Genomic DNA, 12,097 nt, shown 5'->3' with positions numbered 1-12,097 from the left:
CCGATGGATCAACAGACTGCGGCCACCCTCCCGACTGCGTGTAAACTAGCGACCTTTTTCTCTCCGGTGGTACGGTGCAAGCCCCACAGCGCACAGCTTTCAGCGGCCCGACGCTCATTCGCCTACTTGCGCGCCTGGCGGAGGTCGAAGTGACCGAATCCAGGCAACCGCTTTCGGACCGGCTAAGCCAATGGGTTCACTGGACAGATGCCATTGCGCTGTCCACTGCGCTCAACGGCAATCCGCCTGCCGTGCCCTCTGGCGCGCGAGCCCTCAGCAGCGCTGAGGAGAACGAGTGCGCCCGTGTACGCACCACGCTGAGAAACGCCATCGTCGGCAATCAGGTGTTTGCCACCAGGAAGCGGCGTGGGCCCGCGCATGTTTCTGAAGCCCGTGTGGATACGGCTATCGACTATCCGGCTTTTCGTCAGACCTATCTGTCCATCCAGCAGTCGATGGAGACGGGCATCGGCAACCTGCGCGGCCGACTGCGGGCCTTGCTGGCCGCCAGGACGCCCGGCATGGGCCGGCTCGCGGAGGTGGATGCCGTCATGGAGCGAGCGTTGGGCGCGCGCGAGCGGAGTCTGCTGGCCAGCGTACCCGGGTTACTCGGCGGGCACTTCGACCGTTTGCGCAAGGCCGGGCAGGAGACCGTGGCCGACGACCCGGCGTCAGGAGATGCTCCCGCGGTCACGCCGGGTGCATGGCTGGACGTGTTCCGCAAAGATATGCAGAGCGTGTTGCTCGCTGAACTGGATCTTCGTTTTCAACCGGTCGAAGGGTTGCTCGCGGCCCTTCGCACCAGCTAACTGGGACACTATGTCCAGAAATCTGCTTAATCTCGCTGTTTTTTTGGTAGGTCTGGCCGCTGTGTGCTGGATCGGCGCCGGCTACGTGGGCTCAAACCCGCTGGCGCTGGCCGTCACGATGTTGATTGGCGCCTGCTACCTGGCGGGCGCGCTGGAGTTGCGGCGCTACAGCCAGGCGACGTCCTCGCTGACGCTTGCCGTCACGGGCCTGTCCGGCCCCCCGCCCAGCCTGGGCGCCTGGCTCGAGCCCCTGCATCCCAGCCTGCGCAATCCGGTGCGCCTGCGGGTCGAGGGTGAACGCGTGGCCTTGGCCGGCCCGGCGCTGGCGCCCTATCTGGTCGGCCTGCTCGTGTTGCTGGGCATGCTGGGCACGCTCCTGGGCATGGTGGCGACCTTGAGAGGCACAGGGCTGGCGCTGGACAGCGCGACCGACATCGAGGCTGTCCGCGCGTCGCTGGCCGCACCGGTGAAGGGGCTGGGATTTGCGTTCGGCACTTCGATCGCGGGCGTGGCCACCTCCGCCATGCTGGGGCTGCTCTCCGCGTTATGCCGGCGTGAACGGATCCAGGCAGCGCACATGCTCGACGTGAAGATCGGGACAACACTGCGCATTTACTCGCAGGCCCATCAGCGCGAGGAAACCTTCAGGCTCCTGCAGCGCCAGACCGAAGTGATGCCCACCCTCGTCGACCGGCTGCAAACGATGATGTCAACCATCGAGCAACAGAACCTGGCCTTGAACGCGCGCCAGATCGCCAGCCAGGACGCTTTCCACGACAAGACCGAAGGAATCTACACCCGCCTGGCTTTATCGGTTGAACGATCGATGAAGGAAAGCATTGCCGAAAGCGCCCGCACGGCGGGCGCGGCGCTGCAGCCGGTTGTCGAAGCGACGATGGCAGGTCTCGCACACGAGACGGCTTCGTTGCACGGCACGGTCACGAACGCGGTGCAACGGCAACTGGATGGACTGACGACCGGTTTCGCGGCGACCACCACGACCGTGGCGGATATCTGGAACCAGGCGCTCGTGGAGCACCGGCAGTCGAGCGAGGCGCTCACCCGGCACCTGCGCACTTCGCTGGATCAGTTCACCGAGACCTTTGAGCAACGCTCGGCCAGCCTTCTGGAAGGCGTCTCCACGCGCCTGGAAACGACGGCAGGCAGTGTGCAGGAAGCGTGGAACGCGGCGCTGTCGCAGCAGACAAGCGCCGGCGAGAAGCTGGCGAGCCACAATCAGCAGGCCTTGGCAGCGGCTGCATCGACCTTCGAGCAACACGCGGCGTCGCTGCTGCGCACGGTGGACCAGTCGCACGCGGACTTGCAGGCGAAGTTGGCATCGCGGGACGAAGAACGGCTGGCAGTCTGGACCGGGACCCTCGGTTCAATGGCCGCTTCGCTGAGCCGCGACTGGGAACAGGCGGGCACGCTGGCCGCGAGCCGGCAGCAGCAGATGTGCGACACGCTGGCGCAAACCGCACGCGACATATCGGCCCAGACGCAGGCACACACCAGCAGCACGATCGCCGAAATCGACCGGATCGCGCAAGTTGCAGCGCAAGCGCCCAAGGCCGCGGCAGACTTGCAGGCGGAACTGGCGTCGCGGGACCAGCAACGGCTGACAGCCTGGACGGAAGCGCTCGGTTCCATGGCCGCCACGTTGAGCCGCGAGTGGGAGCAAACGGGCTCACGCACGGCAAGCCGGCAGCAGGAGATTTGCGACACGCTGGAGCGGACCGCACGCGAGATATCGGCTCAGACACAGGCACACGCCAGCGACACGATTGCTGAAATCGAGCGCCTCGTGCAAGCCGCGTCGGAAGCCCCGAAGGCTGCGGCAGAAGTCGTTGCCGAACTGCGCCAGAAGCTCTCCGACAGCATGGTCCGCGACACCGCCATGCTGGAAGAGCGCAGCCGTCTGCTGGCCACGCTGGAGACCCTGCTCGATGCCGTAAACCACGCCTCCACCGAGCAACGCACTGCTGTCGACGCGCTGGTCTCGACGTCGGCGGGCCTGCTGGATCGTGTCGGCACCCAGTTCGCTGACAAGGTCGAAGCGGAAACCGGCAAGCTCGGCGCCGTTGCGGCGCAAGTCACGGGCAGCGCGGTCGAAGTGGCGAGCATGGGTGAAGCATTCGGGACCGCTGTACAGGCGTTCGGCGAGTCCAACGACAAACTCGTGACCCACCTGCAGCGGATTGAAACCGCGCTGGACAAGTCGCTCGCGCGCAGCGACGAACAGCTTGCCTACTATGTGGCGCAGGCTCGCGAAGTCATCGACCTGAGCATGATGTCGCAGAAGCAGATTGTCGAAGACCTGCAACAGCTCGCCGGGCGGCGTGCGTCGGCCGGAGCCGCAGCGGCATGAGCGAGGAAATCGATGGCGGCGTAGAGCCGGCAGCGCCAATATGGCCTGCCTTTGCCGACCTGATGTCGGTGCTGCTGGGCGCCTTCATGCTGATCATGGTGGGTGTCATTGGCGTGCAGCTGGAACTCTCGTCCAGGCTCGACCAGGAGGTCAAGCAGCGGCAGATGGAAACCCAGCGGCGCAAGACCCTGGAGCAGGCGCTGGCAGGGCCGCTGGCAGCGGGCCGGGTGACGCTGGTCAACGGGCGCATTGGCATCAACGGCAGCGTGTTGTTCGCGCTGAACTCCGATCAATTGCAGCCCGAAGGCCGGGAGGTATTGAAGAGTCTCGCGGGGCCGCTGTCCGCTTATCTCCAGACCAATGACCAGATCCTGATGGTGAGCGGCTTTACCGATGACCGGCAGGTGCGGGAGGCTAACCGTCGCTTTGCGGACAACTGGGAGCTGTCGGCGCAGCGTGCGTTGACGGTGACTCGCGCGTTGATCGATAACGGCGTGCCCTCCTCCTCTGTATTCGCGGCCGCGTTCGGCTCCCAGCAGCCCGTGAGTTCGAATGCCGACAACGAGGGACGGGCGAAGAACCGGCGCGTTGAAATAGCGCCTGTCCCGAGGCCCTCGGCAACAACGGTGAAGCCCCGTGGGTAGCGTTGGTGATCACCTCAATGATGTGACTAGCCACGCCCGTCTGATGCTCGACGCATGGCGCGCGAGCGGCGCTGATCGACTGTATCCTGTTCGCTTTTATTTCATCGACGCGTTGCACCGGAGGGCGGCCGGTCACAGCGGTGAAGCACGTCGCATCCTGGATGAAAGGCTGTCCAGACTGATCGAGGCTTATGCTGATGATCTCCGAAAGAGCGCATCGAAAGCTGCTGATGCCGATGTCGATGCCGATGCAAATCGCGCAGCATCGCCCGGTGAGGCCACTCCCCGGACGCTCGCCGCACTGATCGATTACATTGCCAGCCAAGCGCTTTCACCTTCAGATAACGATGGGACCGCCTCGCAGCGGACGCCCTCCTATCCTGAGCTGGAGGTCCTCGATTACTTCAGGGAAACCTGGACGAAGGTCAGTACCGAGAAGCAGTTTCGCCAGTCGCTCGCGCAAGTGCCCGGGAATGCCGGTCCGCTCAACTCGAGTAGTCTCGTGCATCGGTCGCTGTCTCTGATGCGCGAACTGTCGCCTGGCTATCTGCAGCAGTTCTTGTCGTATGTCGACGCGTTGTCGTGGATGGAACAGATGACCGGCGGCAGCGCCCCGGCCGATAAAGAAGCGCCCCGCTCCGCGAGCGCCCGGAAAAGTGCCCGGGGCAAATCACGCTAGCGCCCGGAGCTTCCACCGGCATCCGGGCGGTCAGGTGCGAGATCTCCGGCACTACCAGCGCCGTGTCCACGACGACCGGCAAGCCATTACCGCGGATGACCGAACATGGCAAATCTGCCATCTTGAGTCGCCTAACGATCGCGTTGCCCCCGCTTCACAAACAATGAAAAGTGCCGCCAAAATTCATACACTTATGATTAACCGGTCCTGATTCAGGCGAGCTTGCCCCTCGGCAAGATTCGGCTCGGTGAGCCAATCTGAATTGGCGCAGACAGTCGAGGTGATCATCATGAATGGGCGAAGAGCAGGCCAGCTATTGCTGGTGTTGGCAGTCCTCCTGGGAGCCAGCGGCGCAGCCGTGGCCGGCAGGGGTGGCTGGGGCGGCGCGACCTATTACCATGGCGGCGGCAGCTGGGGCGGTGGCGGGTATTACCACGGTGGTGGCTACTACCATGGTGGTTACTATCACGGCGGGTACTGCTGTGGCGGCGGGTCCATCGGTGTCTATTTTGGTCCGGGTTTTGCCTACGGGTATCCGTACGGTTACCCCTACCCCTATGGCTACCCTTACTACGATCCTGGTTACTATCCTTACGCGCCGCTGCCGGTCGTCGATTCTTCGGCGCCGACCCAATATATGGAGCAGGGGCAGACGGGCGCGCAAGCGGACATGGCCGGCGGCGGCGCGCCGCAATCCTCATACTGGTATTACTGCGGGAAGCCTCAGGGTTACTACCCGTATGTGAAGGCATGCCCCGCCGGCTGGCAGAGGGTGGCGCCCCAACCTCCCGGCAGTTAGTTGATCCTGAAGCGCGCCGGGCTTCGTTAGACACTGCATGAGCCAGCGCGACGTGCAGCGAGGGAAAACGTGCGACGGATTGGGCGACAGTTCCCGGTGCTCACTCGCGAGTCCAGTGCGTCTTACGCTCGGGATGCCCCCCGCTACCCGTTCGCGCAACACGAGATTAATAGCAACGTTGAGCCTGGTCTCAGTAATTCCTGGCGAAAAGCGCAACGGTGCTTCCGGGTTTGCCGCAGACGACACATCCCACGCCGATGTCGTCGTGCGGCGGATCGAACGGAAGGCATCGGATGGTCACGTTCAACGTCTCCTTCACCCAGCTCTCGCAAGTCTTGTCGCCACACCAGGCGGCCAATGCGAAACCGCTCCGGACATCGGTTTGCTGTTCGGCTTGCGGTCTGAAAAAATCCTCGAAAGCGCCTTTGTCCGAAATCACGCGCGTGTGTTCGGACCGAAACTGTCGTGCGCGCTCAAGGCATCCGCGCTGGATCTCGTCGAATAGTGACGTGACGGTTTCGGGAATATCCGCAAGCAAAACCGATATTTTTTCGGATGCGTCGCGATCCCGCCGCGAGAGCGTGACTGAACCACGTTCCCTGTCTCTGAGGCCGATTTCAATCCTGACAGGAACGCCCTTCTTGATCCATTCCCATTGTTTTTGACCGCCTCGTGATTCCCTGCGATCGATCTCGACGCGTACCCGCCTGCCGCCGAAATGCATCGCGCGTAATTGACTCGCCACCAGGTCGACATACCCGTCTACCTCGGTTTTTACGTTTATGTCTTCGGACCGGTGTATCGGCAAAATAACCACCTGAGCGGGGGCAATATTCGGCGGCAAGACAAGACCGTCATCGTCGCCATGCACCATGATCAGCGCACCGATCAATCGGGTGGACGCGCCCCACGATGTAGTCCAGGCGAATTGCCTGCTACCCGGTTCACGTCCCTGGAATTCGATGCCTGCAGCCTTGGCGAAATTCTGACCAAGGAAGTGCGAGGTCCCGGCCTGCAGCGCCTTGCAATCACCCATCATCGCTTCGATGGTGTAGGTATCAATAGCGCCAGGAAAGCGCTCACTGTCACTCTTTGCACCCTGGATGACCGGTATTGCCAGACAGTCCTCCACAAAGCGTGTGTAGATGTCCAGCATCCGCGTGGCCTCTTCGCGTGCTTCGGATTCCGTCTCATGCGCTGTATGTCCTTCCTGCCACAGGAATTCGCTGGTCCGTAAAAACAGGCGCGTACGCATTTCCCAACGGAATACATTGGCCCATTGATTGATCAGCAAAGGTAGATCGCGATAGCTCTGAATCCATTTCGCGAACATCACGCCAACGATCGTTTCGGAAGTGGGACGAATCACCAGCGACTCCTCGAGTTCAGCCGAGGGATCGGGAATCAGCGTGCCATCTGCAGAATGGATGAGTCTGTGGTGCGTGACGACGGCACATTCCTTCGCGAAGCCATCGACATGTTCAGCCTCCTTCTCGAGCAGCGACATGGGGATAAGCAGCGGGAAATAGGCATTGCGATGCCCGGTTGCCTTGAACATGTCGTCGAGCTCTCGCTGCATGTTTTCCCAGAGCGCATAACCCCACGGCTTGATCACCATGCAGCCACGCACAGGCGAGTTTTCTGCCAGGTCCGCTGCATCGATCACTTGTTGATACCACTCGGCATAGTTCTCCGCTCTCGTCGGAGAAATGGCGTTTCTCTTCATCTTGGTCATGGCTTAACCGGACTTGGCAAAGTGAAGGTCAAAAAAAAACCGCCTCAGAGGCGGTTTGTTGGAGCAGCTTACGGACGCACGCTAACCCACCGCTGGTGAACCGGTGTGGAAAGCTGGCGGGAACTGTACGTTGAGCTGCTTCATGACTTCATGATCTGGTTTTTTCCGGACAAAGTCAACGGCACGCTTGCTGCCCGGCGCGTCTCTGTTCAACCGTCGGCGAGCAGCTTGCCCCCTTTGGCCCAAGCGTCGCGCGGCACTTCGGTGATCACGATATCAACGCTCTCGGGCGGACAAACCAGGGTTTCAACAGTGACTCGCGTCACCTCGCGAACGAAGGCGCGCTTTTGCTCCAGCGTGCGGCCGGGGTGCATTTCCAGATGCAAGGTAGGCATGAAAAATCCTCGGTGAGCAGCATTCCGGATGGAGTGCAACGGCCTCAGTGTCACGCAGTTCCGACCCTGGATAAACATGCGATGATTTGGGTCATTCAAAACCTGCAGGTTCTTAATCATGGACAAGCTGGCCGGCATGGCGATGTTTGTGCGAGTGGTGGAAATCGGCAGCTTCAGCGCTACAGCCGAGGCCAGTGGAGTCTCCCCGACCATGGTCGCCAAACATATCCGGACGATCGAGCAACGGCTGGGCGCACGTCTGCTCCATCGCACCACGCGCCGGCAGCAGCTTACTGAAGTCGGCCGGCTCTATTACGAGCGTTGCAAGCATGCGCTGGCTGAAGTAGAACTGGCCGAGGCCAGCGCCTCGGAGCTGCAGGCCAGCCCACGCGGCCGGGTGAGGCTGGTGGCGCCGGTCAGCTTTGGCAGCCAGACCCTTGTGCCTGTGTTGACCGACTATCTGGCGCGTCATCCCGAAGTCAGCGTCGAACTGACGCTGGACAACCGGGTCCCGGACTTGATTGGCGAAGGCTACGAGTTGGGCATCCACATTGGCGATATTGACGACACCGGGTTGGTCGCGCGGCCGCTACAGCCGTACCGCAGGATACTGGCCGCCGCGCCTTCCTACCTGGCGAAGCATGGCCGGCCCGACCACCCGGAGCAGTTGAATGCGCATGCTTGCCTGGGCCTGTTGTACTGGCGCCGGCACGACCGCTGGCACTTGCTTGGACCGGGTGGCGAAGCTTGCGAAGTGTTGGTGAAAGGCCGGTTCACCTCTAACCAGGGCAGTGCTTTGCGGATCGCCGCATTGTGTGGCGCCGGCATTGTGCTTCAGCCTGAAGCGTCATTGGCCGATGATCTCGCGGAAGGTCGCTTAGTGCCGGTTTTACCCGGCTGGTCGTATAAGCCCACGCCCATGTATCTGATCTACGCGCAGGATCGCCGGCCTACGGCGAAGCTGCGCAGTGTGATCGATTTCCTGCTGGAGCATTTCAGCGCTGCAGGATCCTGAGCCACCGTCAAACGGAATATGCCGTGCGGGCGCCGAGTAGTTCAATCATCGACTCGCCCGTGTCAGTCAAATTCGTCGTACTGCGGCAATTGGTCGGTGATGGAATGCCACGCTGCTTTCGAGCCCACAAAAATGTGTGCGGTCGGACGAATGGTGGGAGTGTCGCTAAGCGTTCCGAGCGTAACGTGCACCCGTCCTTCACCGACTACCGAAAACATAAGGCTTCCGCATAGCTTGCAATGAACATCGTGTGCCGAATTTTCGTCGCCGAAAATCAACAGGTTGCCCTGCCCTTGGGTGATGCTCAGCTTGTCGCGCTCGATCCCGGCGAATGGCTTGAACGCCGAACCCGTTGCCCGGCGGCAGTTTGAACAATGGCAGTTCAACGCATAGATGAACTCGTCCTTCACTGTGTAATGGACTGCACCGCAAAGGCATCTACCGGCAAGCAAGGGATTCACTTTGGTCTCTATGAAGGCAGTCATGCTAACGAACTGAAGTAGTTTCGCTTACTTTTAAAGGAAGTAAGCGCGGTCAGTTATTTTAGTGTGGTTTGCATGACGTGCATGGTGCTATGGAAAGCTCGCTAACCCGACCGGCCAGCGCGATCTGCATGGTACGATCGTGCGCGTCTCGCGCCGCTGTTGCAAGTAACCTGTCTGTTTTGAAAGCCAGGCGTGAACGAGAGTTAAGCGCTAAGACGCGCCCGGGGTATTCTCAGCCGCATAAGGCGTCCGTTGATCGCATTCGAGCACGGTCGTCACAAGATAAAAACCGTCGACCATGAAAACGATAAGAACCCTCCTGCTCCTGATTTCGTCAGCTGTTCCATTGGTCGCGCACGCGCAATCCACGTCTGCCCCAAAGCTCAGTCCGGGAGATACCTGGACCTATGTCGACACAGTGGAGGCTGCGCCGAATGGTTGGCGTCAGACACATAACGAGATCGTCGTGCTTCGTACAACGTCCGACCATGTCTACTTTGAAACGAAGCAGGCCGGCACCACCCAGGCGCCGATTGAAGTGGTCGAGGGCGCCGACTGGAGCCGCTCGCGTAACGTGAACGGAACCGAAACAACCGTCAATCGGCCTTTGTTCTTTCCGCTCTCGATCGGCAAGACATGGGACCTGAAATATACGGAAGCACACCCCAACGCAAGGCACGCTTCGGAATCGTTCGATACCCACTTCAAGGTTGTCGGCCCTGAATCCGTAGAGGTCCCGGCCGGCAAATTTGAAGCCATCAAGATCGAAGCCGAAGGCCAATGGACAGCGGAGACCGCTCCCATGCAGTCCGCTACGACAGGAGCACTCGCCACTCAGTCCGGTACGACCGTAGTGGTGCAGAGTAAGCGTCATCTGAAGGCCGCATGTACAGACAGCTGGATAGTGTCCAAAGTAGTCCCCACCAAATAAGTGATGGGGACTACTTTGTCTAAAGATGAGATGCAGATTTCGAATCGCAAGGGCCGACCGAACTACGATCCGGCCTACAAACGACAGGTCGCGATCGCGGCCTGTGAATCCAATGTTTCCGTGGCTAAACTGGCTCAGGCCCATGGAATCAATCCAAATATGGTTTTCAAATGGCGCCGCGAATACCGCGCCGGGTTGCTTAGCAACGGCGGCGCCGAAGCGACAGTGCTACTCCCTGTGAGCTTGCCAACGGAGGTAAAAGCGGAGGCATCCACGGCCCCGGCGGTAGCTGCAAATCCTGAGGGGCCTGCGCGTGATGCAGCAAGCATCGAGATCGAGCTCAATGGAGCGCGCGTTCGGCTCACTGGCAGGGTCGACCCCGTTCAATTGCGTTTAGTGCTGCGTTGTCTGATGCCCGTATGATCGCACCTCCTTCCGGCACCCGTATTTGGCTGGCCGCTGGCATTACGGACATGCGTCGCGGCATGGACGGCCTCGCTACTCTTGTTCAATCCACTCTGGAACTTGATCCGTTTTCTGGTCACGTTTTCGCCTTTCGTGGACGGCGCGGTGACATCATTAAGATTTTGTGGTGGAGCGGCGACGGCATGAATCTTTATGCGAAGCGTCTTGAGCGCGGCCGTTTTATCTGGCCCCAGGCCGAATCGGGCAGCATTCATCTCTCCGCAGCGCAGCTTTCGATGCTCCTAGAGGGCATTGACTGGCGACGGCCTGAACGGACCTGGCAGCCTACTCGAGCAGCTTAAAAAAAGCCTCTGCGCAAGCGTTCAGAAGCGGCGGGCATGTTTTAAAATAACAAGCATGCCCGCTAGCTCCCTTCCTGACGACATCGCCGCCCTCAAGCGCATGCTGGCCACGCGCGACGAGACGATTGCCCAGTTGGTGGCCGAGATTGCACGTCTTAAACGCTGGCAGTACGGTCGTTCATCGGAGCGTATGACTGAGCTGATGGATCAGCTCGAACTGGCGCTTGGAGATTTGCCCGTACAGCAGGTGCCGAGCGTTCCAACTACAGACTTGCCCGTCGAAGGCGAAACGGTCGATTCGAAGGAAACAGACAAGGCCGCCGCTCGTCGCCGCAAACCACGCACGTTTCCCGACCACCTCCCACGTGAGACCCTGGTTCATGCGCCCGCGACTTGTGACTGTCCCGAATGCGGAACCCATATGCGTGCGCTCGGCGAAGACGTTTCCGAGATGCTCGATTATGTGCCGGGTTACTTCAAGGTGACTCGGCACGTGCGTCCCAAACTAGCGTGTGGTCGCTGTTCCAAAGTCGTCCAGGTTGCTGCTCCTTCCCGCCCAATCGCAAGGGGTATGGCCGGGGCGGGTCTTCTGGCTCAAGTAGTGGTTTCCAAATACGCTGACCATACCCCGCTGTATCGACAAGCAAGCATCTATCGCCGTGCAGGCATCGAGCTTGATCGCGCAACGCTGGCTTCTTGGGTGCGCGAAGCGGGTCGCCTCCTTGAACCCCTGGCCGACGCCATAGGCCAGTATGTCCTGCAGGCGCAAAAGATCCATACCGACGATACGCCGGTGCCAGTGTTAGATCCCGGTCGCGGAAAGACACGCACGGCGCGACTATGGACGTACGTGAGAGACGATAGGCCAGCAGGCAACCAGGCGCCCCCAGCGGTCTGGTACCAGTACTCGCCTGACCGCAAAGGCGAAAGGCCCAGAGCACATCTCGACGGCTATTGCGGAATCCTGCAAGCGGATGCCTATAGCGGGTATTCCGCGCTATATCGCGATGGCCAGATTATCGAAGCCGCTTGCTGGGCCCACGCTCGGCGAAAGTACTATGACTTGTTCGAGTTAGACCGCTCTCCGATCGCCGAGGAGGCGCTGCTCCGGATCAGAGCCCTGTACGCAATTGAGAGGGATATCCGCGGACAAATGCCCGCCGTGCGGCAATCGGTTCGCCTGACGCGTGCGATGCCGCTTCTCATAAGCCTGAAGGTCTGGCTGGAACGAACGCTCCTGCAGGTATCGGTGAAGTCCGGCATAGCCAAGGCGATCAAGTACTCGTTGACACATTGGCAGGCGCTGACGCGTTACTGCGAAGATGGGCGCATCGAAGTGGACAACAACACCGCAGAACGCTCAATTCGCCCTCTAGTTCTTGGACGCCGGAATTATCTGTTCGCAGGGTCCGACGGCGGCGGCGAGAGCGCTGCGATAATCTACAGCCTGATCGGAACGGCACGCCTAAA

General features: G+C 60.6%; 13 protein-coding genes. 10 read left to right on the top strand and 3 right to left on the bottom strand.

From position 1 onward, the window contains the following. Positions 1–74: 74 nt before the first annotated feature. The 5 genes from ABH944_RS23125 to ABH944_RS23105 all read left to right on the top strand — a co-directional run bounded on the left by ABH944_RS23125 (position 75) and on the right by ABH944_RS23105 (position 5,299). Positions 75–809, top strand: coding sequence for a DUF3348 domain-containing protein (locus ABH944_RS23125; protein ID WP_404609826.1), 735 nt, complete (start codon positions 75–77; stop codon positions 807–809). A 10-nt stretch (positions 810–819) separates the two neighbouring features. After that, complete coding sequence (locus ABH944_RS23120) at positions 820–3,177, top strand: DUF802 domain-containing protein (RefSeq protein ID WP_404609827.1); 2,358 nt, start codon at positions 820–822, stop codon at positions 3,175–3,177. Beyond that, complete coding sequence (locus ABH944_RS23115; RefSeq protein ID WP_404609828.1) at positions 3,174–3,821, top strand: OmpA family protein; 648 nt, start codon at positions 3,174–3,176, stop codon at positions 3,819–3,821. The genes ABH944_RS23120 and ABH944_RS23115 overlap by 4 nt, the downstream gene beginning before the upstream one ends. Before the next feature lie 43 nt (positions 3,822–3,864). Beyond that, complete coding sequence (locus tag ABH944_RS23110; RefSeq protein WP_404609844.1) at positions 3,865–4,500, top strand: DUF2894 domain-containing protein; 636 nt, start codon at positions 3,865–3,867, stop codon at positions 4,498–4,500. 289 nt (positions 4,501–4,789) lie between these two features. After that, positions 4,790–5,299: a hypothetical protein gene (locus ABH944_RS23105; RefSeq protein WP_404609829.1), complete on the top strand. Its 510-nt coding sequence runs from the start codon at positions 4,790–4,792 to the stop codon at positions 5,297–5,299. A 190-nt stretch (positions 5,300–5,489) separates the two neighbouring features. On the opposite strand, the gene proS is transcribed toward ABH944_RS23105, so the two are convergent. Beyond that, positions 5,490–7,034, bottom strand: coding sequence for a proline--tRNA ligase (gene proS, locus ABH944_RS23100; protein ID WP_404609830.1), 1,545 nt, complete (start codon positions 7,032–7,034; stop codon positions 5,490–5,492). A 209-nt stretch (positions 7,035–7,243) separates the two neighbouring features. Continuing rightward, positions 7,244–7,429 carry a 4-oxalocrotonate tautomerase gene (locus tag ABH944_RS23095; protein WP_404609831.1) on the bottom strand — a complete coding sequence of 62 codons (186 nt, stop codon included), beginning with the start codon at positions 7,427–7,429 and terminating at the stop codon, positions 7,244–7,246. A 118-nt stretch (positions 7,430–7,547) separates the two neighbouring features. Between ABH944_RS23095 and ABH944_RS23090 the strand changes: the two genes are divergently transcribed. Beyond that, the gene (locus ABH944_RS23090; protein ID WP_404609832.1) at positions 7,548–8,444 is read left to right on the top strand and encodes a LysR substrate-binding domain-containing protein; all 897 of its coding nucleotides are present in this window, start codon (positions 7,548–7,550) and stop codon (positions 8,442–8,444) included. 62 nt (positions 8,445–8,506) lie between these two features. Here ABH944_RS23090 and ABH944_RS23085 read toward each other — a convergent pair whose 3' ends face one another. Then, on the bottom strand, positions 8,507–8,929 hold the full coding sequence (locus ABH944_RS23085; RefSeq protein WP_404609833.1) for a GFA family protein: 423 nt from the start codon (positions 8,927–8,929) through the stop codon (positions 8,507–8,509). A gap of 298 nt (positions 8,930–9,227) precedes the next feature. Here ABH944_RS23085 and ABH944_RS23080 point away from each other — a divergent pair, with 298 nt between their 5' ends. From ABH944_RS23080 to tnpC, 4 genes are all read left to right on the top strand, one after another. Then, the gene (locus tag ABH944_RS23080; RefSeq protein ID WP_404609834.1) at positions 9,228–9,860 is read left to right on the top strand and encodes a hypothetical protein; all 633 of its coding nucleotides are present in this window, start codon (positions 9,228–9,230) and stop codon (positions 9,858–9,860) included. Positions 9,861–9,875: 15 nt separating this feature from the next. Continuing rightward, positions 9,876–10,283 carry an IS66-like element accessory protein TnpA gene (tnpA, locus tag ABH944_RS23075; protein ID WP_404659504.1) on the top strand — a complete coding sequence of 136 codons (408 nt, stop codon included), beginning with the start codon at positions 9,876–9,878 and terminating at the stop codon, positions 10,281–10,283. After that, the gene (tnpB, locus tag ABH944_RS23070) at positions 10,280–10,627 is read left to right on the top strand and encodes an IS66 family insertion sequence element accessory protein TnpB (protein WP_062093208.1); all 348 of its coding nucleotides are present in this window, start codon (positions 10,280–10,282) and stop codon (positions 10,625–10,627) included. The genes tnpA and tnpB overlap by 4 nt, the downstream gene beginning before the upstream one ends. A gap of 55 nt (positions 10,628–10,682) precedes the next feature. Then, on the top strand, positions 10,683–12,097 hold a 1,415-nt coding region (gene tnpC, locus ABH944_RS23065), incomplete at its 3' end, for an IS66 family transposase (protein ID WP_404659501.1).

The organism is Caballeronia udeis (assembly GCF_044909315.1).
GTDB classification, from domain to species: Bacteria; Pseudomonadota; Gammaproteobacteria; order Burkholderiales; family Burkholderiaceae; genus Caballeronia; species Caballeronia udeis_A.
The sequence above is the reverse complement of the archived record's forward strand: the minus strand, read 5'-3'. Positions and strand labels throughout refer to the sequence as shown.